The organism is Hymenobacter sp. J193, from assembly GCF_024700075.1.
Classification (GTDB): Bacteria; Bacteroidota; Bacteroidia; order Cytophagales; family Hymenobacteraceae; genus Hymenobacter.
Map to the genome: position 1 here is coordinate 2,956,545 of NZ_JAJONE010000001.1, position 23,872 is coordinate 2,980,416.

23 protein-coding genes are annotated in these 23,872 nt (G+C 60.2%); 10 read left to right on the forward strand and 13 right to left on the reverse strand.

Annotation, left to right across the window (positions count from 1 at the left end):
* The first annotated feature begins 188 nt into the window (after positions 1 to 188).
* Both LRS06_RS12970 and LRS06_RS12975 read left to right on the forward strand, forming a co-directional pair.
* Positions 189 to 557, forward strand: coding sequence for an STAS domain-containing protein (locus LRS06_RS12970; protein ID WP_257871860.1), 369 nt, complete (start codon positions 189 to 191; stop codon positions 555 to 557).
* A gap of 79 nt (positions 558 to 636) precedes the next feature.
* A complete protein-coding gene (locus LRS06_RS12975) occupies positions 637 to 2,763 on the forward strand; it encodes an FUSC family membrane protein (protein WP_257871861.1) in 2,127 nt (708 codons plus the stop codon).
* Positions 2,764 to 2,860: 97 nt separating this feature from the next.
* On the opposite strand, the gene LRS06_RS12980 is transcribed toward LRS06_RS12975, so the two are convergent.
* Complete coding sequence (locus LRS06_RS12980; RefSeq protein WP_257871862.1) at positions 2,861 to 5,431, reverse strand: alpha-amylase family glycosyl hydrolase; 2,571 nt, start codon at positions 5,429 to 5,431, stop codon at positions 2,861 to 2,863.
* 183 nt (positions 5,432 to 5,614) lie between these two features.
* Complete coding sequence (locus tag LRS06_RS12985) at positions 5,615 to 7,669, reverse strand: S9 family peptidase (RefSeq protein ID WP_257871863.1); 2,055 nt, start codon at positions 7,667 to 7,669, stop codon at positions 5,615 to 5,617.
* Positions 7,670 to 7,790: 121 nt separating this feature from the next.
* Here LRS06_RS12985 and LRS06_RS12990 point away from each other — a divergent pair, with 121 nt between their 5' ends.
* A complete protein-coding gene (locus tag LRS06_RS12990; RefSeq protein ID WP_257871864.1) occupies positions 7,791 to 8,699 on the forward strand; it encodes a LysR substrate-binding domain-containing protein in 909 nt (302 codons plus the stop codon).
* Positions 8,700 to 8,789: 90 nt separating this feature from the next.
* Entirely contained in the window at positions 8,790 to 9,818 is a 1,029-nt protein-coding gene (locus LRS06_RS12995) for a YeiH family protein (RefSeq protein ID WP_257871865.1), read from the forward strand.
* 128 nt (positions 9,819 to 9,946) lie between these two features.
* On the opposite strand, the gene LRS06_RS13000 is transcribed toward LRS06_RS12995, so the two are convergent.
* Positions 9,947 to 10,123, reverse strand: coding sequence for a hypothetical protein (locus tag LRS06_RS13000; protein ID WP_257871866.1), 177 nt, complete (start codon positions 10,121 to 10,123; stop codon positions 9,947 to 9,949).
* Positions 10,124 to 10,271: 148 nt separating this feature from the next.
* On the opposite strand from LRS06_RS13000, the gene LRS06_RS13005 reads away from it, so the two are divergent.
* From LRS06_RS13005 to LRS06_RS13025, 5 genes are read left to right on the forward strand one after another with little or no spacing between them, the layout of a single operon-like run.
* On the forward strand, positions 10,272 to 10,517 hold the full coding sequence (locus LRS06_RS13005; protein ID WP_196953906.1) for a hypothetical protein: 246 nt from the start codon (positions 10,272 to 10,274) through the stop codon (positions 10,515 to 10,517).
* Positions 10,518 to 10,551: 34 nt separating this feature from the next.
* Positions 10,552 to 11,274 (forward strand): hypothetical protein, encoded by a 723-nt coding sequence (locus LRS06_RS13010; RefSeq protein ID WP_257871867.1) that lies wholly within the window; start codon positions 10,552 to 10,554, stop codon positions 11,272 to 11,274.
* A 33-nt stretch (positions 11,275 to 11,307) separates the two neighbouring features.
* Positions 11,308 to 12,426 (forward strand): SHOCT domain-containing protein, encoded by a 1,119-nt coding sequence (locus LRS06_RS13015; RefSeq protein ID WP_257871868.1) that lies wholly within the window; start codon positions 11,308 to 11,310, stop codon positions 12,424 to 12,426.
* Complete coding sequence (locus tag LRS06_RS13020) at positions 12,419 to 13,459, forward strand: DUF3089 domain-containing protein (RefSeq protein ID WP_257871869.1); 1,041 nt, start codon at positions 12,419 to 12,421, stop codon at positions 13,457 to 13,459. The genes LRS06_RS13015 and LRS06_RS13020 overlap by 8 nt, the downstream gene beginning before the upstream one ends.
* A gap of 54 nt (positions 13,460 to 13,513) precedes the next feature.
* Positions 13,514 to 14,110, forward strand: a complete 597-nt coding sequence (locus LRS06_RS13025) for a DUF6624 domain-containing protein (RefSeq protein ID WP_257871870.1) — start codon at positions 13,514 to 13,516, stop codon at positions 14,108 to 14,110.
* 80 nt (positions 14,111 to 14,190) lie between these two features.
* Here LRS06_RS13025 and LRS06_RS13030 read toward each other — a convergent pair whose 3' ends face one another.
* The 5 genes from LRS06_RS13030 to rplM all read right to left on the reverse strand — a co-directional run bounded on the left by LRS06_RS13030 (position 14,191) and on the right by rplM (position 17,213).
* Positions 14,191 to 14,487: a hypothetical protein gene (locus LRS06_RS13030; protein WP_257871871.1), complete on the reverse strand. Its 297-nt coding sequence runs from the start codon at positions 14,485 to 14,487 to the stop codon at positions 14,191 to 14,193.
* Between the two features lie 69 nt (positions 14,488 to 14,556).
* The gene (gene tsf, locus LRS06_RS13035; protein WP_196953900.1) at positions 14,557 to 15,393 is read right to left on the reverse strand and encodes a translation elongation factor Ts; all 837 of its coding nucleotides are present in this window, start codon (positions 15,391 to 15,393) and stop codon (positions 14,557 to 14,559) included.
* Between the two features lie 158 nt (positions 15,394 to 15,551).
* Entirely contained in the window at positions 15,552 to 16,319 is a 768-nt protein-coding gene (rpsB, locus tag LRS06_RS13040) for a 30S ribosomal protein S2 (protein ID WP_257871872.1), read from the reverse strand.
* Positions 16,320 to 16,340: 21 nt separating this feature from the next.
* On the reverse strand, positions 16,341 to 16,727 hold the full coding sequence (gene rpsI, locus LRS06_RS13045) for a 30S ribosomal protein S9 (protein WP_196953898.1): 387 nt from the start codon (positions 16,725 to 16,727) through the stop codon (positions 16,341 to 16,343).
* A gap of 33 nt (positions 16,728 to 16,760) precedes the next feature.
* Positions 16,761 to 17,213, reverse strand: coding sequence for a 50S ribosomal protein L13 (gene rplM / locus LRS06_RS13050; protein WP_149070942.1), 453 nt, complete (start codon positions 17,211 to 17,213; stop codon positions 16,761 to 16,763).
* Between the two features lie 197 nt (positions 17,214 to 17,410).
* Between rplM and LRS06_RS13055 the strand changes: the two genes are divergently transcribed.
* Positions 17,411 to 18,856: a hypothetical protein gene (locus LRS06_RS13055; RefSeq protein WP_257871873.1), complete on the forward strand. Its 1,446-nt coding sequence runs from the start codon at positions 17,411 to 17,413 to the stop codon at positions 18,854 to 18,856.
* 13 nt (positions 18,857 to 18,869) lie between these two features.
* Here the strand turns inward: LRS06_RS13055 and LRS06_RS13060 are convergent, their stop codons facing one another.
* The 5 genes from LRS06_RS13060 to recA form a co-directional block, all read right to left on the reverse strand.
* Positions 18,870 to 19,583 (reverse strand): RluA family pseudouridine synthase, encoded by a 714-nt coding sequence (locus LRS06_RS13060; RefSeq protein WP_196953897.1) that lies wholly within the window; start codon positions 19,581 to 19,583, stop codon positions 18,870 to 18,872.
* A 38-nt stretch (positions 19,584 to 19,621) separates the two neighbouring features.
* Positions 19,622 to 20,692, reverse strand: coding sequence for a cell wall metabolism sensor histidine kinase WalK (locus LRS06_RS13065; RefSeq protein ID WP_257871874.1), 1,071 nt, complete (start codon positions 20,690 to 20,692; stop codon positions 19,622 to 19,624).
* A gap of 21 nt (positions 20,693 to 20,713) precedes the next feature.
* Entirely contained in the window at positions 20,714 to 21,415 is a 702-nt protein-coding gene (locus tag LRS06_RS13070) for a response regulator transcription factor (protein WP_257871875.1), read from the reverse strand.
* 135 nt (positions 21,416 to 21,550) lie between these two features.
* Positions 21,551 to 22,339, reverse strand: coding sequence for a DUF3108 domain-containing protein (locus LRS06_RS13075; RefSeq protein WP_257871876.1), 789 nt, complete (start codon positions 22,337 to 22,339; stop codon positions 21,551 to 21,553).
* 307 nt (positions 22,340 to 22,646) lie between these two features.
* Positions 22,647 to 23,747 (reverse strand): recombinase RecA, encoded by a 1,101-nt coding sequence (gene recA, locus LRS06_RS13080; protein WP_257871877.1) that lies wholly within the window; start codon positions 23,745 to 23,747, stop codon positions 22,647 to 22,649.
* Positions 23,748 to 23,872: the final 125 nt, after the last annotated feature.

The window sequence follows — 23,872 nt, forward strand, 5'->3', positions numbered from 1 at the left end:
CGCGTCACCATCCCGCGCCTGCCTGCGTATAAGCGCGCACCAGCGGACCCTTGCCAACGGGCCACTCAGCCGGCCGAACTAGCCGCTACCCGCCTTCCCAGTGCCGTTTTCTACGGAGAATTACCTGCTGCTCTAAGGCGAAGCGCCCCCGCGCTCCGCCGCCCCGCCTCCCCAATATCCCACCCATCATGGAAGTTTACCGCGAAATTCTCCCGGAAAGCTATTTACTGATTCTGGCCGATGAAGTGCCCGCCTCGCCCCGGGAAGAAGCCCTCGACTGGGCCCTGCGCCGGGCCGCCCGCAGCGGCAAGTCCAGCGTCTGGATTGACTGCTCCCACCTCACCCACCTGCCCCCCGACGCGGCGGAGCTGCTTACTTTTTACTACCACAAGCTGCACAAGCACGGCATGAGCCTGGTACTTTGCCATCTTTCCGGCGAGGTGCGGGCCGAACTGGAAGCCCTGGCCCCCATACTGCACCCGCCCATTGTGGATACCTTGCTCGACGCCGAGCACTACTGCCATCAGCTTCAGGCCGTGCAGCGTCAGGCCTCGTAGCCGTTGTGCGTTATCAGTTATTCGTTGTTAGTAAACCAATGACTAACAACCGACAACGAACAACTGACAACTAACTTCTATGCCTGTTTCTTTCCGCTCGGTTCGCTACTTCTTTTCCAGTCAGGACTTTTCCGATGGCCTGCGCACCACGCTCACGGTGTTGCTGCCGGGGCTCTGGATGGGCTGGTGGGGGCAGCTCGATGCCGGCCTGACGCTCTGCCTCGGCGCCCTCTGCGTGAGCGTTACCGACTCGCCGGGACCGGTGATACACAAGCGCAATGGCATGCTCGCCGGACTGTTGCTGCTCCCCTTCGTGGCGTTGGTTACCGGGCTGGCAGCTTCGCACCTGTGGCTGCTGGGGCTGGAGGTAGGCGTGCTGAGCTTCGTGTTTACCTTGTTTCTGGTGTACGGCAACCGGGCGGCGTCCGTGGGCACGGCGGGCTTGCTGCTGCTCATTCTGATGATGGATCGTCATCTTACCCTACTCCAGCTGCTGCAGTACGCCGGGCTGGTGACGCTGGGCGGGGCCTGGTATCTGGTCGTAAGCCTGCTCACTTACACCGTGCGGCCCTACCGGCCGGCCCAGCAGGCGCTGGGGGAGTGCATTCGGGCGGTGGCGGGCTTCCTGCGGCTGAAGGCGGAGTTCTACCGCACCGGCACCAGTCTGGAAGAAGACTACCGCCGCCTGGTTGCCCAGCAGGTAACGGTAAACGAAAAGCAGGATGCCGTGCGCGAGCTGCTCTTCAAAACCCGCCAGATGATGAAGGAGTCCACGGGTACGGGCCGCCGGCTGGTGCTCACCTTCGTGGACGTTGTGGACCTCTACGAGCATATCACCGCTACCTACTACGACTACTCAGCCCTGCACCAGCGCTTTGAGGCCACCGGCGTGCTCGATGCCATTGCGGGCGTGGTGGAACAGCTGGCCGCCGAGCTGGAAAGCATTGGCTTTGCCATTCAGGCCAACCACAGCTACACGGCCCGGGCCCCGCTGCTGGCTTCCCTGGATCAGCTCAAAATCCGCATCGATGCCGTGGAAGCCGAGGGAAAGACGGGCAATGTGCTGGTGCTGAAAAAGATTCTGGTGAACGTGCGCAACCTCACCCAGCGCGTGCAGGATATCCTGGCCTATTTCGACGCCAACGCGCCCGCCCCGGCCCGGCGCGAGCTGGAGTTTGGCCGCTTCGTCACGCACCAGACCTTCAGCCTGGGGCAGCTGCGCGACAACCTCACGCTCAGCTCCGGCGTGTTCCGCCACGCCACGCGCATGACGCTGGCGTGCCTGGTGGGGTTTGTGGTGGCCAAAGTGCTGCTGCCCGGCCACCACAGCTACTGGATTCTGATGACGATAACCTACATGCTCAAGCCCGCCTTCAGCCTCACCAAAGAGCGCAACGTGCAGCGGGTGCTGGGTACGCTGGTAGGCGGCGTGATTGGGGCCCTGCTCCTCTGGCTGGTGACGGACCGGCTGGTGCTGGTGGCGGTGCTGGCAGGGTGTATGCTGGGGGCTTTCAGCTTCACGCGCCGCAACTACATTGTGGCTGTCATCTTCATGACGCCAATGGTGCTCATTCTGTTCAGCTTTGTGGGGCTGCCTTACCTGCAGGTGGTGGAGGAGCGGATGCTCGATACCGTGGTCGGCTGCCTGATTGCCTTCTCGGCCAGCTACCTGCTGTTTCCGCGCTGGGAATCGGAGCAGCTGCACGACTACATGTCGGCCGTGCTGCGCGCCAATGGCCGCTATCTGCACACACTGGCCGAAAGCCTGGCCGGCTCGCCGGTAGCGGTGGTCGATTACAAGCTGGCCCGCAAAGAGGTGTACGTAAGTTCAGCCAACCTGGCGGCGGCATTCCAGCGCATGATATCGGAGCCCCAGGGCAAGCAGCACCGCCCGTCGGAGGTACACGAGTTTGTGGTGCTCAACCACATTCTGTCGTCCAACGTGGCTTCTATAACGTCGTCCATCCTCACCGGCGAAACTCGTCCGCAGCTGACGGCGGCCAGCCTGCGCAGCGTGCGGCAGGCCCAGCAGTCGGTGCACCGCAGCCTGTGGCGCCTCGACCCCAAGGAGCCGGAAAATCAGCCAGCTGAAGCGCCGCTACCCCTTGCTGCTGCCACCCCCGACCAGCAGCTACAGGAGCAGCTGGAATTCATCCGCAAAGTCAGCAGCGACATTGGGAAAGTGACGGAGGCCGTGCTGGCCTGACGCAAAGGCTTTAAAAGAAAAGCGGCGCCTTGCTGGGTTGGAAGGCGCCGCTTTTTGGCTGTTTGACGGTTGGGCGAGGTGGACCGTGCCACGTTAGTTAATGAGTTACTACCAGGCGCTGCACCGAAACGCTGCTGCCGGACGCCACGCGCAGGAAGTACGTGCCATTCGCCCAGGCATCGGTAACCAGTGTATGGTGCCGGCCCACGATGGTGGCCTGGTGTAGCTGACGGCCGCTCAGGTCGTACACCGTCAGCTGGCTGCGGGCAGCTGCGGGCGCGGCCAGTTCCAGCCGTACCTGCGCGCTGGCCGGGTTGGGATAGAGCTGCAAGGCCAGCGCGTTGCGGCCGGTAGCGTTGGCCGTGGCCCGGGCCGGGCTGAACTGCAGCAGCCACGTCTGGTTGGCCCCCAGCGAAGTCAGATTTACCGACCAGCTGCTGAACCCGCCCCGCGTATCGAGTGAAACACTGCCCACGGCCTGCCCGGAAGCCATATCAGTAACCGTATAGCTGCCGGCCGACAACGACGACACAGCAAGGGTAGGTGCGGCGGGCGTGAGGGCCGCACTGCCCAGGTTGGCCAACACCAGCACGGCTTCGCGCTCATACACACGGGCATAGCCCAGCAAGGAAGTAGCCGTGGTGGTAAGGGGCAGCAGGTAGCCTTTGCGCAGCGGGGCCGAAGCATTGCGCAGGCCGATCAGCTTTTTGTAGTGGTTGAGCAGCGAAGCCGGGTCAGCCTGCATGGTGGCTACGTTGGCTTGGGTGTAGTTGGCATTGAGGCCGCGCCAGGGCGTGCCCGTCGTAAAGCCCCCGTTGGCGCCGGCCGTCCACTGCATGGGCTTGCGCTTGTTTTCGTCGGCACCGGTGCCCAGCATGCCCACTTCCTCGCCGTAGTACAGAAACGGCACGCCGGGCATGGTGAGATAGAGCGCCGCCGCCTGCTTCATACGGGCTACGTCGTTTTTAAGGGTTTCAAGTACCCGCTCCTGGTCGTGGTTGGAAAGGAACGTGCCGTACTGGAGCTTGGGGTAGCTTTGGTCCACGAGCTGTAGCTGGCTTTTGATGCCGGCCGCACTGCCTGCGTTCAGGCCATTGATAATGGCTGAGCCCAGGTCAAACTCAAAGCAGGCATCCAGCCGGTCGTTGGTCACGTAGGGCACTACTTTCGGCGTGGCCGACCAGGCCTCGCCTATCGTAAATGCATCGGCTTTAGTGCCCTTCACCACGTCGTTGAATTCCTCCAGGAGCTGGAAGGTTTCCGGGGTGTCTTCCATCTGCCGGTCGTCCTCGTCGAGGTATTTCACCGCGTCGAGGCGGTAGCCGTCCACGTCCTTGTTCAGCCAGAAGCGGGTAGCGTCCCACATGCTGTTTTTCAGGTCGGCGTTGCTCCAGTTCAGGTCGGGCATCCCGCTCCAGAACAAGCCGTAGTAGTAGCTGCTGTTTTTGGGATACCATACCGTCTGCCCCCAGGGGCCGGAGTAGCCAGGGTTGGTGGCCGACCAGCGGTACCAGTCGCGGTAGGAGTTGGTGGTGTTGGCTGCCGCCTGCGTAAACCACGGGTGCTGGTCGGAAGAATGATTAAGTACCAGGTCGATGATGACCTTGATGCCGCGGGCGTGGGCGGCCGCCAGAAACGCCTCGAAATCGGCCATGGTGCCGTAATCAGGCTCGGTGGCCTTATAGTTGGTCACATCGTAGCCGTGGTAGCTCGGCGACTCCATCATGGGCATCAGCCAGATGCCGGTGATGCCCAGGTCGGTAGTCGTATTTGGGTCGCCGTCGTTGAGGTAGTCGAGCTTGGCGGTGAGGCCTTTGAAGTCGCCTTTACCGTCGCCATTGCTGTCGTAGAAGCTGCGCACGAAGATTTCGTAGAACACGGCGTCATTCCACCAGTGGGTGGTATACTCGGTAGGCAGGGCACCGCAGCTGGCGCAGGAGGCGTAGCAGAGCGTGCCGGTGGTATTCACGTCGGCTGTGGCGCTGATGGTGCGATTGAGGTTGCCGGTGCCGTCATTGGTGCCGCATTCGGCCGGCACGGGTTCGGCCTCGGCCCAGGTGGTGCCGTTGATGAACTTGAACTGAAACAGGCCCGGAGCGGGCAGCAGCACCTCACCCTCGTAGATGCCGTCCTTGTTCAGATCCGCAAGGGGCGTAGCGGCCGGGTCCCAGTCGGCGCCGTAGCCGGCCAGGGCCTGGAAGTTGCCGGCCACGTGGACGCCCGTTTTGGCCACAGTCTGGCCCTTCATATTCACCGAAAAGCGCAGCACGGTAGCGCAGCCGTTGAAGGCAATGGCGGGCAGGCGCAGTGCGGTGGTGCCCACGGTTACCTCGCGGTTGAGGTTGCCGCCGCCGTCGTCCTGCCCGCAGCCGGCAGGCACGGGCTCAGCGCTGGCCCAGGAGTTGCCGTTGATGAACTTGTAGCGGTAGGTGCCGGCCGGCACATCCACCGTCACTTCGTAGATTTTGTCGCCGTCGGCATCCGTCAGGGCCGTGGTGGCCGGGTCCCAGTCGGCCGGGAAGCCGGCTTTGCTCTGGAACGTGCCGGCCACGTGTACGCCGCCGGCCGCAACCGTCTGCTGGCGCATATCAACCCGAAGCGTGAGCTTGGTGGCGTAGGCGCTGAGGCCGCCGGCCAGCAAGGCAAACAACAGTAGTAAGTGTTTCATGCAGTAGAATTAAGTTGGTCGGCCGCTTCCCCGCACCGTTGTGCAGGCGCAGTCTTCAACAACCCGCCACGAAAATAGTGCCCCGCTGCTGGCGTACAGGTAAAAACCTGCTTTAATTAACTTTGGAAACCACAAAAAAGCCCGGCCGCACTTGCGGCCGGGCTTTTCGTACAGGCGGTAGGTCTACTTTGCGGCCGGCACCTCGGGCCGGAGCGTGCGGCTCAGCCACTCAAAGAACACCCGGTTCCAAAGCACCGAGTTCTGAGGCTTGCTGATCCAGTGGCCTTCGTTGGGAAAGTAGAGGAACCGGCTTGGGATACCGCGCAGCTGCGCCGTGCCGAAGGCTTCCATGCCCTGGCCCTCGGGCACCCGAAAGTCCTTGCCGCCGTGGATGACGAGGATGGGCGTATCCCAGTTCTTCGCAAACAGCTGCGGGTTGAACTCGGTGTAGCTTTTGTGCTGGGGTGTTTCCCAGGGCGCGGCCCCGATGTCCTGCTTGGCAAAAAACATTTCCTCGGTGCTGGGGTACCAGCTTGTGAGGTTGTAGAGGCCGCAGTGGGCAATGAAGGTTTTGAAGCGCCCTTCGTGCTTGCCGGCCAGCAGATACACCGAGTAGCCGCCGTAGGAGGCGCCCACGCAGCCCAGGCGGGCCTTGTCTACGTAGGGCTCGGCACTCACGGCATCAATGGCGGAGAGGTAGTCGCGGATGGGCTGGCCGCCCCAGTCGCCGGAGATGCTGTTGTTCCACTCCGTGCCGAAGCCGGGCAGGCCGCGCCGGTTGGGCGCCACCACAATGTAGCCGTTGGCAGCCAGCAGCTGGAAGTTCCAGCGGTAGGAAAACGCCTGCGTGATGGGGCTCTGCGGGCCGCCCTGGCAGTAGAGCAGGGCCGGGTATTTCTTGCTGGGGTCGAAGTCGGGCGGGTAGATGACGTACACCTGCATCTGCTTGCCGTCGGTGGTTTTCACCCAGCGGGCTTCCGTGCGGCTGGTTTTCACCCCGGCCAGCTCCTGCTCGTTGATGCGCGTCAGGGGCGTTTCGCGGCCCGTTTTCAGGTCGATGCGCACAAGGTCGGCGGGCTGGGCCTGGGTGGTTTTGTTGGCAATGGCTACATCCTTACCAGCCAGCTCAAAGGCGTTGTAATTGTGGACGCCTTTGGTCAGCTGCTTGATTTTGCCGCCCTTGCTGGCAATGAAAAACAGCTGCTCGGTGCCTTCCAGCACGCTCACGAAGTAGATGGTTTTGCCATCGGCGCTCCAGCGGATGTTGGCAGCGGCCTGCTCCGAGCCGGCCGTTATGTCCGCACGCTTCTTCGTCTTGAAGTCATACACCACAATGCCGTTGCGGTCCGACTCGAAGCCGGGCGTGGCCATGCTCAGCCAGGCCACTTTTGAGCCGTCGGGGGAGAAGGCGGGCTCGGTGTCGTAGCCGCCCAGCCCCTGGCTCAGGTTCTGGGTCTGGCCGGTGCGCACGTCGTAGAGGTAGATGTCGGAGTTAGTGCTTTCGGCCTCGGCTTTGCCCGTGAGCTTGCGCGAGGTGTACGCCAGCTGGTAGCCGTCGGGCGAAAAAGCCAGCTGCTCGTTGCCGCCGAAGGGCTGCAGGGGTGCATCGAATTTCTCCCCGGCCATCACGTCCTTGCCGTAGCCGGTGGGCTTGCCGTCGTCGCCCACGGGCTGGAAGAACACGTGGCCCACGTGCAGGTCATCCCACTGGTTCCAGTGGCGGTAGTTTAGATCGTCAATGATTTTGGCGTCGGCCTTGGGCAGATCGGGAAACCAGTCCTGCACCGATTTGCCGGTTTTCACGTCCTGGGTGTACAAAATGAACTTGCCGGTGGGTGCATACTTCAGGTTGGCCACGCCCGTCTCGGGGAACTGACTCAGCAGCTGCTTGCCCGAGCCGTCGGCATTCATCACGTAAAGCTGCTCCGAGCCGCCTTCACTGCTCAGGAAGGTGAGCTTGCCATCGGGCCGCCAGTTCAGGGTGCTTTCGGAGCCGGGCGTGGTGGTGAGCTGCCGGGCCGGGCCGCCCGCTACGGGCACCGTCCAGATGTCGGTGTTGCCTTTGTTGTCGGCCAGGGAGTAGCGCGTCACGGTGTAGGCCACCGTTTTGCGGTCCGGCGACACCTGCATTTCGCCCAGGCGGCCCAGTTTCCAGAGCAGCTCGGGCGTATAAACAGCGGAAGATTGGGCAGCGGCGGCCAATGGCAGCAGCAGTCCGGCAAAAAGAAGTCTTTTCACGGAATACGGGAATTGGGGTGGGACGGCGCCGGCCGGGCCGGGAGTACCGAAACTTCCGGCAAGATAAAAAAACCGTTGCCGTACTTTGGCGGCTGCTTGTTGCTCCTTTCTCTGCAGTTCTATGCCCGATTTTCGTTTGCGCGTTTTCCAGACGGTGGCCCGGCACCTGAGCTTCACCAAGGCCGCTCAGGAGCTGTACATCACCCAGCCTGCCGTCACCAAGCACATCCGGGAGCTGGAGCGCACCTATGGGCAGCGGCTGTTTGAGCGCCGGGCGGGGCGCGTCACACTCACGGAGGCCGGCCGCCTGCTGCTGCAACACGCCGCGTCCGTAGAGAGCCTCCACCAGCAACTCACCGATCAGCTCTACGCCCTCCACGACGAAGCCGCCGGCCGCCTGCGCCTAGGCGCCAGCACCACCCTGGCCCAGTACGTGCTGCCACCCATTCTGCCCGCTTTCCAGCGCCGCTACCCGCAAGTGCAGCTTACGCTGCTCAACGGCAACTCCGAGCAGATTGCTGAGGCGCTGCTGCACGGCCACCTGGATCTGGGCTTTGTGGAGGGGCAGGCCCACACCCGCGACCTGCACTATGAGCTGCTGCTGGAAGATGAGCTGCTGCCCGTGCAACGCGCTACGGCTGCTGGACCGCCCGCCGCGCCGGTCGCCCTGGCGGAACTGCTCCGGCACCCGCTGGTGCTGCGGGAACGGGGCTCGGGCACGCTGGAAGTGCTGGAGTTTGCCCTGCGCGAGCAAGGTCTCAAGTTTACCGACTTTGCCGTAGCTCTTTACCTCGACAACACCGAAGCCATCAAGTCCTACCTCGAAGCTGCCCCCGACTGTCTGGGGTTTGTGTCGCAGCGGGCGTTGGCGAAGGAGCTGCGCGCGGGGCTGCTGGAAATAGTGCCCATTGCGGGCGTGCGGCTCACGCGTCGTTTCGAGTCGGTGTGGGTGCAGGGACAGCAGCTGGGTACGCCAGCGCAACGGTTTCTGCGCTTTGCGGCCAATACGCTGAGCAAGTCAGCTAGCTAGTTGATAACTTTAGGTTATCGATGATAATCATTTTTGATTATCGATAGGCGAGCGGCTGCCGTACGTTTGTGGGTAATTCAGGCCCACCCCATGCCCGCCAAAGCTTCTGTCAACCCCCACCTTTCCCTACCCGAGCTACTCAAAAACCTGCAGGATGCCTTACGCCAGCCCCGGCCGTTAGGCGCCTGGATGCTTACGGGCCAGCAGGTTCTGTTTTTCCTGGCTTTGTTGGTTTGCCTGTCGCCGGCCGGCTCCCCGCCGCTGGCTTTGGTGTTGGGGCTGCTGGTTGCGCTGGTAGTTGGCAACCCGTTTCCGGCCCAGAGCAAACGCTACACCACACGGCTGCTGCAGTGGTCAGTTATCGGACTGGGGTTCGGGCTGAACGCGCAGCAGGCTTTGCAGGCCGGCCAGGAAGGGCTGGTGTTTTCGGTGGCTTCCATCTGCGGCACGCTGCTGCTGGGCTGGCTGCTGGGCCGCTGGCTGGGCATCGACGGGCGTATTTCCCACCTTATTGCCAGCGGTACCGCCATTTGTGGCGGCAGTGCCATTGCGGCGGTGGGCCCGGTGCTGCGCGCTGGCGAAGGGCAGATGTCGGTGGCCCTGGGCACGGTGTTCATCCTGAATTCGGTGGCGCTGTTTCTGTTTCCGGCCGTGGGCCATGCCCTGCAGCTCAGCCAGCACCAGTTTGGCCTCTGGGCCGCCATTGCCATTCACGACACCAGCTCCGTAGTAGGCGCCGCCAGCCAGTACGGCGACGAAGCCCTGCGCATTGCTACCACCGTGAAGCTGGCCCGCGCCCTCTGGATTATTCCGGTAGCGCTGGGCACGGCCCTGTTGTTCAAAACGCCCGGCGCGAAAGTAGCGCTGCCCTGGTTTATCTTGGGCTTTGTGGGCGCTATGCTGCTCAATACCTATGTGCCCGCGCTGCAGCCCGTAGCTCCGGTTGTGGTGGCCCTGGCCAAAGTGGGCCTCACCCTGACCTTGTTTCTGATTGGGGCCGGGTTATCCGGCACGGTGCTGCGCTCCGTCGGGTTCCGGCCCTTTGTGCAGGGTGTATTGCTGTGGGCGGTGGTTTCCAGCGTTTCACTTTGGGCTATCCTGGAAATGGTGAAGTTGTGAAAGGTGAAGTTGCGAAACGCAGTCATTGTGAGCGAAGCAATCCGTTCTGTATAGCACCAGACACGTTTTGCTACTAAAAAGCCCCTGACGTACGCACGTCAGGGGCTTTTTACGGATTTATGTATGCGCTAGCTCTTCCGGCCGGAGCCGCTCTTTTTGCCGCCGCCATCCTGCTTGTTGACGGTGGCCCAGGCACGTTTTTCGGCTTCTTCTTCCGAAACCCCGCGCTTCTCGTAGCTTTCTTCAATGTGTTCGGCCTGCCGCTTCTGCTTGTCGGTGTACGCCGATTTATCTCCCTGTGGCATGATGTAGAAAGGTTGAGGTGAGAAAAAATCCTAGGAAGGACGCTTAGCTATACGCGGGCAGGGGCGGGGTGTTATCGTGGAGTTTTTCCCGGGGTTGGCGCCGGGTGGCTATCTTCGCACCAGTCATTTCGCCCGCCACTTCCTTTGTATGCGCCAGCTGGCCGATATTCCGCATCCCGACGCAAAAATCACCCTGTTCTCCTGGAACGGGAAGTACCTCATTAAGCTCGAAAAAGGCCCCCTGGAGCAAACGTACAAGGTGAGTGAGCTGGACGTCACCAGCGAAGCCGACGTGTACGCGCTGCTGGACGCGGAATTCATTCAGGCGGCCGTGCAGCGCTTCACTCTCATGCGCCAGGATCTGCAGGCCGCCTTCGACCGGCAGGGCCTGTAGTGGCGCCACTTACCTTGTTTTCCTTTTGCTGACTATGAAATATCTCGGATTGTTGACCTTGCTCCTCACGCTGCTGGCCAGCCGACCCGCCGCCGCGCAGCTCTACGAAGTGCGCCCCGGCAGCGTGCAGTTTGAAAAGCGGGAGCGGGATGCGGTGAAAGTGCAGCTAGATGGCACCGCGCAGTGGACGCGCGAGTTCTGGCAAAGCTGGCTGAAGGACACCTACAACATCAAGTTGAAGGGTGGCGGCGTGCTGGGCGTGGGCAAGAAGGACGTGATGGAGGCCAAGCAGACGCAGGTGTCGAGCGTATCGGGCAAGCTGCTGGATCTGTATTCCGCCGTCACGGCGCCCACCGATTCCACCGCTGAGCTGTCGGTGTGGGCGGCGCTGGGACCGGATGCGTTTCTGCACCCCGACAAAACCGTTTCCGAGTACGCGGCTTTGCGCGGCATGGTGCAGTCGTTTGCCACGGCAGCCCGCCTGAAAGCCTACAAAGAGCAGATTGAGGAAGCCGAGAAGCGCCTCAAGGACGGCGAAAAGGAAAAGGACGACCTGAACAAGGACATCAAAAACATGCAGTCCAACACCACCGCCAACCTGGCCCGCATCGAAGCCCTGAAAAAGCAGAATATCGAAAACACGCTGAAAGCCCGGCAGGATTCGGTGAAGCTCATCGAAAATGCCCGACTGCTGGAAATCCGCAAAGCCCAGCTGCAGCGCCGCAAAGACCGTCTTTCTGCCCTCGACCGTAAATAAACCGGAGCCGCTATTCGGCGGCCGCGCCTTGCTATGCCCCAGGAATCTTCCCCTCTTGAAACCCTGCGCCAGCTGAAAGAATGGCTGGACGCGGGCACCATCACGCCCCAGGAATTCGATACGCTCAAACGCAAGCTGCTGTTTGGAGAAGGCCAGGCACCCGCACCGGCTGCGCCCGTGGCACCCGTGGCGCTGCCCGAAGAGCACGTAATTCCCGGCCCCGTGGAAGACCCGGGCTTGCCTATCTACGTGGAAAGTCCGCCCGCTCCGGCCCCGCCGGCTGCCGAGCTGCCGCCCGTACGCGCTACGCCCGCCGAGTTTTTCTCGCACCCCACCGAAGCCGGCCGGCCCCAGGAGTCGCCTTCCGGGCAGCCCGACTTCTCAGCCAGCCCGCCACCCGTAGCCGCGCCGGAGCCGGAGTATGAGGAGCCGGCCCCGCGTAACCCATTGATGCTGGTGCTGATTATTGGCGGTATTGTGGCGCTGCTGGGGTTGGTAGCGTATCTGGCCATCGGCAACCGCGAATCGGAGCGCCTGACCAGCACGACGATGACGGCCGCCGACTCTCTGGCCGTGCAGCCGGAAGAAGGCCCTCAGACCGAGCAGATAGAGCTGGAACCGGCTGCCGCGCCCGAAACCGTGCGCGTGGCCCCCGTGCTGCCGCCCGCTGCTCCCGTCGACTCGGTAGCCGCAACGCCGGCGCCCGCAACGGCCGAAACGCCTGCCGTGGCTACACCCGCGCCGGCCGACGACAACGCCGTACGCAGCCAGGTCCAGAGTGCCCTGACTGCTTACTACGAAGACCTGAAAGCAGCGCCCTTCGATGCAGGCAGCCACTTTGCCCCGCAGGTTGAGCGGTTCTACACCCAGCAGAACACTACGCCCGCCGCCATCAGTGAGGAGTTGGCCAAGTCGCACTTTCCGGAATTTACGGAGGCCGAAACCTCCATTGAGCCCGGCAGCCTGCAGGTAGGCCCCGTGACGGAGGACGGCTCCCGCATGATTACCTACCGCGAGAAAAGCCGCGCCTTTCGCCAGTCCAAGCAGCAGCACCAGCAAACCACGGCGCAGGTGCGCGTGCGGCTGGACAAGAACTTCAAAATAACTTACCTGCGCCAGGAGCGGCTGTTGGAGAATGTATTCAGTGAGTAAAGCAGCGTGGGCCTGGCTCGGCCTGCTACTGGCGGCGGTGCTGGCGGGCTGCAGTATCAACGTCATCCGGCCCCGGCAGGCCTTCACGGCTACCGTGCCCGCTGCGCCCGACTACAGCCGCCCCGAAAGCTGGGCCGCCCTGCCCACTACCCGCGACTCGGCCGACGCCCACCCGGACCATACGGCCTTTCGCGACCAGCAAGCCACGGCCCCGGCCGACGTGTTTTTCCTGCACCTCACCACGCTTATTCGCCCCAAAGCCTGGAATGGCAACCTGGCCGATACCGAGCTAAACCACTTCACTGACCGGTTCAGCATTCGCAAGCAGGGCAGCGTGTTCAATGCCGCCGGCCGCATCTACGCGCCCCGCTACCGGCAGGCGGCGCTGTTCTCGTTTTTCGACAGCTCGGCCAACGCCCGCAACGCCCAGGAGTTGGCCTACCAGGATGTGAAAAAGGCCTTCCAGTACTACCTGGCCAACTACAACCAGGGGCGGCCCATCATTCTGGCGGGCCACAGCCAGGGCAGCTTCCACGCCCGGCGCCTGCTGAAGGAGTTTTTCGATAACGACCCGAAGCTGCGCCGCCAGTTGGTGGCCGCCTACCTAGTAGGTTTCTCCATCAATCCCAAAGAGTATCAGACGTTGCAGCCCTGCTTCGATTCATTGGCTACCGGCTGCTACGTGAGCTGGAACGCGGCGGCTTGGGGCAAGGAGTACCCGCCCTATGTGGGCTCGGCCGTCGTTAACCCGCTTACCTGGACTACCGATACGGCTGCCGCCCCTGCTTCCCTCAACCGCGGCAGCGTGCCCTACGGCTTCGACCGGCTCGATACGGCCGCCGTGGACGCCAAAATCCACAACGGCATTCTGTGGGTGCACCCGCCCAAGCCCGGCGGCTACGTGCGCTTCCTGCTGCCCGGCCACGCCGAATTGCGCCACTCCTTCCACATCGTCGACTACGGCATGTTCTATGAGAGTGTGCGCCGCAACGCCGTAACGCGGGTGCAGGCGTGGGAGGGGAGGCAAAAGTAAAATACTATCAGTACGTTTAGTATTATCAATCAACGCTATATCAACGTCCTATCAATGAAAAAGCTTTTTGTTTTATTGCTGCTCGGTATCAGCTGCGCGGCCACGGCGCAAACCAAGCCAGCCTTATATCCGAAGCTGAGCAAAACGCTGGATAGCTTGGTGTACGTGGACCAATGGCCCATGCAACGGATGATGCAGCAACTGCCCGACAGTGCCGGGCGAAATCTGGAAGAGGTGGAAAAGCTCAACTACGCCAACCACCAGCCGGTACTGGAAAAAATCATTCAGCAGTACGGGTACCCCGGCTTCAGGCAAGTAGGCGAGAAAAGTGCCTTCAACTTCTGGCTTATGGTGCAACACGCCGACGCGCACATCGATTTTCAGCGGAAAGTGCTTCAGCTGATGCGCCGCGAAGTGAAACGCCACAATGTCGACCCGTCAAACTACGCCTTCCTGTTTGACCGGATAGCCATTAACTCTGGTCAGCTTGAGGAATACGGAACGCAAGTGAAGTACACGGGGAATGTAGGTGGGGATTATAGTAATGTTATTGCTGTTCCTGTGTCGTTACGCGACCCCGAAAAAAGTGGACAAACGCCGGGCTGCTATTGGAATGGAGACGCTACAGGATTATTTGAATCGTATGACTGAAATGACAAGGCAAATGAACAAGCGCAAACCTGAGCAGCTATAAGAAAAGCCTTGCCGGCACGATGCCAGCGGGGCTTTTCTTATAGCTGCTTAGAACGCAAAAATCTTTCGAAAACCACCCGAAAATGTAGAATCGTTGTATCTGGGTTTCGTTGGTTAAAACCATTAATAGAAGCCCAAAAATGGCTTTCATCGAAATCAACGAAGTCATTTACAGAGGCCAGTGCCAGATTATGCAGTTGATAAGCCACTGGTCCAGCGTATTTGCCCTTTATAATAGCGCGCTCATCATCCATTAGCGGAACAGGCTCAGTTCTAACGTCAAGTAAGAACTGATAAAGTATGTGTCGGTAAGCTGCTTTTCGGATTTCATCCATAGCGCTAAAAATAAAAAAGCCCCGCCGGCACGATGCCAGCGGGGCTTTTCTTACAACTAAACGACAAGATTAGGCACCAATGGCCACGCGCTTGAAGTCCGATACCGTCATGCCTTTCGACGTTTTGTCGAGCAGCTGAGCAATGGTCAGCGAGTTGTCTTTCACGAACTCCTGGTTCAGTAGGGTGTTTTCCTTGTAGAACTTGTTGAGCTTGCCCTGGGCAATTTTCTCCAGCATAGCTTCGGGCTTGCCTTCGGCACGGGCCTGCTCTTTGCCGATTTCGATTTCGCGCTCCGTGATGGAAGCATCCACGCCGTCTTTGTCAACGGCTACGGGCTTCATGGCTACGATCTGCATAGCCACGTCGCGGCCTACGGCGGCGGTGTCAGCACCACCTACGTTTTTCAGGCCTACCAGTACGCCTTTCTTGCTGTCGGAGTGAATGTAGGAGGCTACTTTCTCGGCCGTCAGGGTGGCATAGGTCAAATCCAGCTTCTCGCCGATTTTGCCCATCAGGTCGGTGATGTGCTCCTGAATGCTCAGGCCATCTTCTTCCTTGGTAGCCAGCAGGTCTTCTTTGGTCGCGGCATTGGTGCGCACGGCGGCGTCGAGGATGCGCTGAACCAGCTCGCGGAAGCTAGCCACTTTCGCAACCGATTCCGTTTCGCAGGCCAGAGCAACCAGCTTGCCATTGGTACCGTCTTCGCTTACGCTCACGGCTACAAAGCCTTCGGAGGTTTCGTTTTCAGCGCGCTTGTCGGCAATTTTCTGGCCCTGCTTACGCAGAATGTCGCGGGCGGCTTCGAAGTCGCCATCAGCTTCGGTCAGGGCTTTTTTGCAATCCATCATGCCCGCGCCGGTCATGGTGCGGAGCTTGTTTACGTCTGCGGCGGTAATTGCTGCCATTGTATTGTTAGAACTTAGAGTTGAGAGCTTAGAACTTAGAGGAAAAAGCGAATAGGCTATTAAAAGCAAGAAGAAGCTAGAGGCAGAGTCTGAAAAGTGAATTAACTCCCCGAACCTCTAACCTCTAACTTCTCAGTTCTTGCTTCTACGAAAAGAGCTTATTCGTCGGCAGCCTGTTTTTCCTGGATGCCTTCTTCTTCAGCCTGCTTCTTGTCGGCGTCTTCTTTGTCGACTTTGCGCTCCGACAGACCATCTTCGATGGCCTTACCCATGATGCTCACGATGAGTTGGATGGACTTGGAGGCATCGTCGTTGGCCGGAATCGGGAACTGTACTTGCTCGGGGTTTGAGTTCGTGTCGCAGATAGCAAACACCGGGATACCCAGCTTTTGGGCTTCTTTCACGGCAATGTGCTCACGCTTCACGTCTACCACGAACAGGGCAGCGGGCAGGCGGCTCAGGTCGGCAATACCACCGAGTACGCGCTCCAGCTTTTCCCGTTCGCGGCTCATCATCAGCTTCTCGCGCTTGGCAAGGGCTGCATAGGCCGTGTTTTCCTTCACCATCTTGTCGATGGTGCTCATTTTCTTCAGCGACTTGCGTACGGTAGCGAAGTTGGTGAGCATGCCACCCAGCCAACGGTCCGTTACGAAAGGCATTTTCAGGCGCTTAGCCTCGTCCGAAACAATTTCCTGCGCCTGCTTCTTGGTGGCGACAAACATTACTTTCCGACCGCTCTTGGCGATGTTGCGGATAGCGCTGGCGGCCTGCTCGAGCGAAACGAGGGTTTTGTTCAGGTCAATGATGTGGATGCCGTTCTTCTCCATGAAGATGTACGGCGCCATTTTCGGGTCCCACTTACGCGTCAGGTGACCAAAGTGGGCACCGGCGTCCAGCAGTTCTTTATACGTGGTGGTCTGAGCCATGATAGGGGTTCCTCTGGAAGATTAGCGTTTCGAGAACTGGAACGAGCGACGAGCTTTGCGCTTGCCGAATTTCTTGCGTTCCACCATGCGCGGGTCGCGGGTCAGGAAGCCTTCTTTCTTCAGCGCGGGGCGAACCTCTGCGTTGTCGCCCACGAGGGCTTTCGAGATGGCCAGACGGATGGCTTCGGCTTGAGCCGAGATACCACCACCGCGCACGTTCACCTTGATGTCGTACTGGTTGAGCTGCTCAACCGTCGCCAAAGGCTGGTTCACGATGTTTTCCAGGAGTTCATTGCCAAAGTAGGCTTTCATTTCCCGGCCGTTGATAGTGATATTCCCTTGCCCGGCCTGCATGTAGATGCGGGCCACCGAGGTTTTTCTTCTACCAGAGGTGTTGGAGATTTCCATTAAGTGAAGAATTAAAGAGACGCCGAATTCGGCTTAGAGGTTAGTGAGTTCAACAGCCTGGGGCTGCTGGGCCTGGTGGGGGTGCTCGGCACCTTTGTACACGTACAGGTTACGGAACTGGGCCGCGCCCAGCTTGTTGCCCTGCAGCATGCCTTTCACGGCGTGCTCAATCACGCTGGCCGAGTTCTTGGCTTTCTTGTCGCGCAGGTTGATGCGCTTCTGTCCGCCGGGGTAGCCCGAGTGGGTGATGTAGATTTTGTCGGTCAACTTCTTGCCGGTAACGCGCAGCTTGTCGGCGTTAATAACAATGACGTTGTCGCCGCAATCCGAGTTGGGCGTGAAGGAAGGTTTGTGCTTGCCACGCAGCATGTTGGCAATCTGGCTAGCCAGACGGCCCAGCGGCGCAACACTGGCATCAACCACCACCCAGGCCTTATCGGCGTTGGCTTTGTTGACGGATACCGTCTTGAAGCTCAGATGATCCATTGGGAAGGAAGGTAAGCGTTTGAAAATGAGATAGAACCCAGCACGGGTCCGGGAAAAACGGACACAAAGTTACCGCCTTTCACTATAAATCCAAACCAAACGCCACTATTTCTGCCTGAAAGTGTTGCCGTTAGCCCCGGAGCTATGAAAGCCCACAGGCGCGGTTGTACTTTCGCCCCGGCCCTTTTTGCTTTCCAATGATTCCAGATTCTATTCCCTCCAGCCTGCCTAACCGGCGGGCGCTGGGCCTGTTGCTGAGCCTGCTGGTGCTTTCCCTGGTGGTAGCTGGCTTCACCCAGGGCACCTACGATTCCGGCGACAGTATCAATCATTACCTGTTTGCCCGCTACGCCTTCGAGCATCCGCACAACTTTCTGGAGTCGTGGTCGAAGCCGCTGGTGGTGGAACTGATGGCCCTGCCGGCCCAACTGGGCTTGCGCGGCGTGATGGCGCTGCAATGCCTGCTGGTGGCAGCGTCAGCGTGGCTTTCGTACCGGGCCGCTCACCGGCTGGCCTTGCCCTGGCCCTGGCTGGCTATCCTGTTCTGCTACGCCTCCCCCGATTATTTCCGCATTCAATTCTCCGGCCTTACCGAGCCACTCTTCAGCACCGTGCTCATGGCCGGAGTTGCGCTGGCTGTTCTGGGCCGGGCGGGCTGGGGCGCCGTGGTGCTATCGTTTCTGCCGTTTGCGCGCTCCGAAGGCTACCTATTGCTGGGCGTATACGGGCTGTATCTGGTGCTGAGCCGGCAGTGGCGGGCTTTGCCATGGCTGGGGCTGGGGTTCTTTGTCTACGGCGTGGCCGGCGTGTTCTCTGAATACCACGATTTTCTGTGGGCCTTCACGCACAATGCCTACTCCTGGCGCAACCCCGCGTACGGCAGCGGCACGGCCGGGCACTTCATTGCCAGCCTGCCCGGGACTATCGGCCTGGTGCTCTTTGTGCTGTTTTGGCTGGGTGGGCTGCGCATGCTGTGGGAGTGGGCGCGGCCGGAAATGCGCCACCGGCCGGGCTTTTTGGCCGAGCTGCTGCTCGTGTATGGCAGCGTGGTGGTGTTTATTGGGGCGCACTCGCTGTTCTGGGCGCTGGGAATTTTTGGCTCTTTCGGGCTGACGCGGGTTTTGTGCGGCATCGTGCCCTTGGTGGCCCTGGTAGCCTTGCGGGGCGTACTGGCCCTAAGTCAGCTGGGAAAAAGTGAAACAGTCCGGCAGCGTATCCGGATAGGTGTGGTGGTTATGGTCGTCGGCTTTCTGTTTAGTGGCGCCCGCTCCGCCTTCCGCTGGCAGCGTGACTTTGGCCGGGCTTCCGACCAGCTTCTGGCTGATAAAGCCGTTCGCTGGGCGGCTACGCAGCCCCGGCCTCCGCACGTAGTCACCGCCCATCCGTACTTCGCCCTGCCCCTGGGCGTCGACCCCTTCGGAGCCGGGCATAGTTATATCCGGTCCATTCGCGACCATCAGCCGATACCGGCCGGCACGCTTGTTTTCTGGGACGATTGGTACGCCGTGGTAGAAATGGGCGTACCGCTGAATTCGCTGCGGGGCAACCCGGCCTACCAGCCGCTGTGGTACGGGGCCATGCCGCGCATCCGCCACAAGCCCAGCACTGACTCGGTACGGATGGCTATTTTTCGCAAGCTGTAAAGTGCGGCGGAGCTTAGCTGTATTGGCGTAGCGTGTCTACCAGCACCCGGAAGTCCTTGGGATAGGGCGCCTCAATCGTCACTGTCTCGCCGCCCAAGCGTGCGAAGGTGAGGTTGGCGGCGTGCAGGGCAAAGCGCTTGATAAACGGCTGCTCTTCCTCGCCCTGCTTCACGTTGAACTTCTTCTTGAGCGAGGATAAATAGAAGTCGTCGCCGCCGTACATCTGGTCGCCCACGATGGGCGCCTGCAGGTAAGCCAGGTGCAGGCGTATCTGATGCATGCGGCCCGTAATAGGCTGGCACTCGAGCAAGGTGTGGCGGGCAAAGGCTTCGAGGGTCCGCACCAGCGTGGTAGCAGGCTTGCCTTTATAGGCCAGGCGGGCTTTGCCTTTGGTAGTGGTTTCGATGCTGCGCTCCACGCGCAGGCCGTCGTAGTCGTGCACGCCCCAGGCTACGGCGTGGTATACTTTCTTCACCTCGCGGTTTTCAAACTGCATGGCCAGATGACGATACGCCTCGGGGTTTTTGGCCAAAGCCAGGGCTCCACTCGTTTCCTTGTCGAGGCGGTGGCAGGCCTGGATGTCGTCGTACTGCTCGCGGGCCAGGCGCAGGATGTTGGGCGCGCCGCCAAACCGCTCGTCGAGCGTAGCCAGGAATGGGGGCTTGTTGATGACGACGTAGTCTTCGTCCTCAAACAGAATCAGGTCGGAGAAATCGGGTAGCTTCATATCAGGAAGCACAAAGGTACGGTACCCGCCCCGAAGCATTAGCTTTCGGGCACCTCAGTGGGCTGTCGGGGCTTGGCCAGCTTGAATTCCAAGGCCGTGCCCTGCCCGATTTCGCTGCGAATTTTGATGGAGGACTTATGCGCTTCCACAATATGCTTGCTGATGGCCAGCCCCAGGCCCGAGCCGCCCGAGTCGCGGGAGCGGCTTTTATCGATGCGGTAGAACCGCTCGAAGATGCGGTGCTGGTGCTCCTCGGCAATGCCTGCGCCGTCGTCGCGCACCTCTACACGCACACTCTTGGCGGCTTCGAGCAGCGTCACCGTCACCAGGCCGCTGGCCCGCCCGTACTTGATGGCATTGTCGATCAGGTTGATGAGCACCTGCCGGATGCGGTTGCGGTCGGCCAGCACCCACACGCCCGCCGATAAATCGGCCGGCAGCAGCTGGAGCTGCACCTGGCGCTGACCGGCACGCAGCTCCAGCTGCTCGAAGATGTCCCGGATCAGCTGGGCCAGGTCGAAGCGCTGGCGGCGCATGCGTACCACGCCTTTTTCCAGTTGGGCAATGGTCACCAGGTCCTGCACCAGGGCATCCAGCGCGTCGAGGCTGCCGGCGGCCTTCTGCAGAAACTTCTTGCGGGTGACTTCGTCGATGTCGTCGTCGTCGAGAATGGTATGCACGAACCCCTGGGCGGCGAAGATGGGCGTTTTCAGCTCGTGCGACACATCGGCCAGAAACTCGCGGCGCAGGGCCTGCAGGCGCTTCAGCTCGTCGATTTCCTGCTGCTTGCGCTGGGCCATGTCCAGGATTTCGTCGCGCATGCGCTTGAGCGGCTCCGGCCGGAACAGAAACTTGTTCGACAGCTTCCGGAATTCCTTGCGCTTCACGTGCTCCAGCCCGGCGTATATCTGGTTGACTTCGCGAAAAATCAGCGCTTCAAATGACAGGTACACCAGCAGAAAGCACGCCGCTACCGTGATGCCCGCGCCCAGGCACGCCTCCCGAAACGAAAGGGTAGGGCCAATCCAGGCAAACGTGGTGAGCACGCAGGCTACCAGCAAAGCCAGCAGAATGGCAATAGTGCGCGAGGAAAGGTTAAGTCTCACCATTTCACTGGTTCACCATCTCACTTAGTTGTCTGAGTTAAACTTGTAGCCCACGCCTTTGATGGTCTGGATGTGATGCTCGCCCACTTTCTCGCGCACTTTGCGCACGTGTACGTCCACGGTGCGAGCCAGCACGAACACGTCGTTGCCCCAGATATTCTGCAGCAGCTCGTCGCGGCCGAAGACTTTGTGGGGGGTGGCGGCCAGGAAGGCCAGCAGCTCAAACTCCTTTTTGGGCAGGGAAATCTTGCGGCCGTCCTGGTACACGGCAAAGCCCGTGCGGTCAATCGTCAGGCCGTTGATTTCGATGGTTTCGGACTGCTGCTGGGGGTCTTTGTCGCGGCGCACGAAGGCGGCTAGGCGGCTGAGCAGAGCTCGGGGCTTGATGGGCTTGGCAATGAAGTCGTCGGCGCCGGCTTCAAAAGCGGCCACTTCCGAAAACTCCTCGGCCCGGGCCGTCAGGAAAATGATGTAGGTGTCCTTGAACTTGGGTTGCTCACGCAGCTGGCGGCAGGCCGCAATGCCATCCAGGTGGGGCATCATCACGTCGAGCAGGATGATATCGGGGCTGAACTGCGGAGCTACTTCCAGAGCTTTGCGGCCGTCGGGGGCGCTGGCCACTTCGTAGCCTTCCTTGCGCAGGTTATATTCCAGCAGCTCCACAATGTCGGGGTCGTCATCAACTACCAGAATCCGGTACGCATTGGGGTGGGCAGGTATTTGCATGGCGGAGCGGGTTGCAGGTGAAATGGAAAACGCACAAAAGTACCGAAGCCCGGCCGCGGCGGTATGTTACGTTTTCGTTAACAGGCCAGCGTACCGTGCAAAAAAAGCGGCTCCCGTAGGGGAGCCGCCGGTCGGCTAGTTTCTGGCTACCAGGTTGAGCTTGTTTTTCAGGCCCTGGTATTTGTACATATCCACTTTCACGGCACCCACGAAGAGCTCGGCCTGGATGAGCACCGGAATCTTGTTGCGGTCGTCGGAAAGATAAACCGTTACGGCATTATCCCCGCTGAACAGCTTGTTCTTGGGCATGCGCGGCACCAGCTTAATGGCCCGGATGCTGCCAACTTTCGTCGTCACGGTTTCGCGGCCCCGGTAGATGACGTCCATGTCGAATACCTCATCATCGAAAAAGCCCTTCACCCGGATGATTTCACCCACGCGGCGCTGGTCGTAGTTGATGGTGCGCAGGAAGTAGAAGCCACTTACTAAGTCCTGGATGTTGTCGGGTACTTTATAGGTGCCGTGTCGGGGCTCCCGGTCCCGTTTGCGGGTTTCCACCACGGCTACGTCCCGCTCGTGGTCGAAGTCCACAGTTTCCTTTTTGCGGTAGTTGCCCTCCTCAATGTTGCGGAAGAACTTCTGTGGCAGAATGCTGGTCGTATCGATGTAGGAGCGCCAGGTGTCGCGGACGCGCAGGAAAAAGTCGAAGGAGCCGGTGGTGCGGCCCGTGACGGTAGCGCGGTAACAGGGCCGCTCGTTCACGCGGTGCAGCTCATCGGATAGCTCAATGGTGGCATCGGCGGCGTTTACCAAGCCATAGTGTACTTTGTAGTACATGGTTTCGCCCTTGGCAAAGCTGTTATTCGGAATAGCACGCTGCGTAGATTCGGGCCGGGCGCTCAGCAAGGCCGACGCAACCAACACAGCAACAGGAGTAAAAAGAAACCAGCGGCGAAGCATACGTAAGAAATGTTGGCAATGGCTGGCACTATTCAAATGCAGTGCCAGCAAATATACAGAGCGCGCCTGCGCGGCAAGCACCGCTCCGGTAGCTGGAACGAAATACCGGGCGGGAGGTTCAGGAAGGCGGAATGAGCCAGTACCTACGGAATTGTATTAAGTGCAGATGCCGACCTGTCCAAATTACGGAATGCCCTGCGAAATGCAAGACACAAAAAAACCTCGTCGGCCGGAGCCAACGAGGTTTTTGCGTTGAAGAAAGCAGCGCAGCTTATTCAGCCTCGTCCTCGTCTTCGTCGGTACTACGGTCTTCGGGAATGGCCGCCAGAGCGGCTTCGGGCTCGCCTTTCACCATAGCCCGGATCTGGGCTTCAATCTTGTCGGCCAGCTCGGGGTTGTCGAGCAGGATGGTTTTCACGCCTTCGCGGCCCTGGCCCAGGCGGTTGCCTTCGTAGGAAAACCAGGAGCCCGACTTGGCAATGATGCCCATATCCACGCCCAGGTCCAGGATTTCGCCTACTTTGGAAATACCCTGGCCGTAGAGAATGTCGAACTCAATAACCTTGAAGGGCGGGGCTACTTTGTTTTTCACCACCTTCACCTTGGTGCGGTTGCCGGTGATGTTGTCCTTGTCTTCCTTGATCTGGCCGATACGACGAATATCGAGACGAACGGAGGCGTAGAATTTCAGGGCGTTACCACCGGTTGTCGTTTCGGGCGAGCCGAACATTACCCCGATTTTCTCGCGCAGCTGGTTGATGAAAATGCAGCAGCAGCCGGTTTTGTTGATGGTGCCGGTAAGCTTACGCAGGGCCTGGCTCATCAGGCGGGCGTGCAGGCCCACTTTCGAGTCCCCCATGTCGCCTTCCAGCTCACCTTTCGGCACCAGAGCGGCCACGGAGTCAATGACAATGATGTCGATGGCGCCGGAGGAAATCAGCTGATCGGCAATTTCCAGGGCTTGCTCGCCGTTGTCGGGCTGGGAAATGAGCAGGTTGCTGGTGTCGATGCCGAGCTTCTGGGCGTAGGCAGGGTCGAAGGCGTGTTCGGCGTCGATGAAGGCCGCAATGCCGCCTTTTTTCTGGGCTTCGGCAATGCAGTGCATACTGAGCGTGGTTTTACCCGACGACTCGGGGCCATAGATTTCCACCACGCGGCCTTTGGGCAGGCCACCCACGCCCAAGGCAATGTCGAGGCCGAGCGAGCCGGTGCTGATGACTTCCACGTCCATCACCTTGTTGTCGCTGAGCTTCATCACGGTACCTTTACCGTAACTCTTATCGAGCTTATCGAGCGTGAGCTGAAGGGCTTTCAGTTTCTCCGCCTGAGGGTTGGAAGCGGTTTTCTCGGCTTTGTCTGTGGTAGCAGCCATTAGAGAGGGGTTAGGGATAAATGCTTAGGTTTGGTGAATGTAGGCGTTTTGGGCCGGCCCTGCAACCGTAAAATCTGGTTGTGAAGGGGCCGCAGCCAGGGTGTTTCGGGCCGGCTAGTGGTAAC

Bases quoted from the DNA above. Each gene is read 5' to 3' on its own strand.
- LRS06_RS12970 (WP_257871860.1), top strand. From the start codon at position 189: ATGGAAGTTTACCGCGAAATTCTCCCGGAAAGCTATTTACTGATTCTG.
- LRS06_RS12975 (WP_257871861.1), top strand. From the start codon at position 637: ATGCCTGTTTCTTTCCGCTCGGTTCGCTACTTCTTTTCCAGTCAGGAC.
- LRS06_RS12980 (WP_257871862.1), bottom strand. From the start codon at position 5,431: ATGAAACACTTACTACTGTTGTTTGCCTTGCTGGCCGGCGGCCTCAGC.
- LRS06_RS12990 (WP_257871864.1), top strand. From the start codon at position 7,791: ATGCCCGATTTTCGTTTGCGCGTTTTCCAGACGGTGGCCCGGCACCTG.
- LRS06_RS12995 (WP_257871865.1), top strand. From the start codon at position 8,790: ATGCCCGCCAAAGCTTCTGTCAACCCCCACCTTTCCCTACCCGAGCTA.
- LRS06_RS13000 (WP_257871866.1), bottom strand. From the start codon at position 10,123: ATGCCACAGGGAGATAAATCGGCGTACACCGACAAGCAGAAGCGGCAG.
- LRS06_RS13005 (WP_196953906.1), top strand. From the start codon at position 10,272: ATGCGCCAGCTGGCCGATATTCCGCATCCCGACGCAAAAATCACCCTG.
- LRS06_RS13010 (WP_257871867.1), top strand. From the start codon at position 10,552: ATGAAATATCTCGGATTGTTGACCTTGCTCCTCACGCTGCTGGCCAGC.
- LRS06_RS13015 (WP_257871868.1), top strand. From the start codon at position 11,308: ATGCCCCAGGAATCTTCCCCTCTTGAAACCCTGCGCCAGCTGAAAGAA.
- LRS06_RS13025 (WP_257871870.1), top strand. From the start codon at position 13,514: ATGAAAAAGCTTTTTGTTTTATTGCTGCTCGGTATCAGCTGCGCGGCC.
- LRS06_RS13030 (WP_257871871.1), bottom strand. From the start codon at position 14,487: ATGGATGAAATCCGAAAAGCAGCTTACCGACACATACTTTATCAGTTC.
- tsf (WP_196953900.1), bottom strand. From the start codon at position 15,393: ATGGCAGCAATTACCGCCGCAGACGTAAACAAGCTCCGCACCATGACC.
- rpsB (WP_257871872.1), bottom strand. From the start codon at position 16,319: ATGGCTCAGACCACCACGTATAAAGAACTGCTGGACGCCGGTGCCCAC.
- rpsI (WP_196953898.1), bottom strand. From the start codon at position 16,727: ATGGAAATCTCCAACACCTCTGGTAGAAGAAAAACCTCGGTGGCCCGC.
- rplM (WP_149070942.1), bottom strand. From the start codon at position 17,213: ATGGATCATCTGAGCTTCAAGACGGTATCCGTCAACAAAGCCAACGCC.
- LRS06_RS13055 (WP_257871873.1), top strand. From the start codon at position 17,411: ATGATTCCAGATTCTATTCCCTCCAGCCTGCCTAACCGGCGGGCGCTG.
- LRS06_RS13060 (WP_196953897.1), bottom strand. From the start codon at position 19,583: ATGAAGCTACCCGATTTCTCCGACCTGATTCTGTTTGAGGACGAAGAC.
- LRS06_RS13065 (WP_257871874.1), bottom strand. From the start codon at position 20,692: ATGGTGAGACTTAACCTTTCCTCGCGCACTATTGCCATTCTGCTGGCT.
- LRS06_RS13070 (WP_257871875.1), bottom strand. From the start codon at position 21,415: ATGCAAATACCTGCCCACCCCAATGCGTACCGGATTCTGGTAGTTGAT.
- recA (WP_257871877.1), bottom strand. From the start codon at position 23,747: ATGGCTGCTACCACAGACAAAGCCGAGAAAACCGCTTCCAACCCTCAG.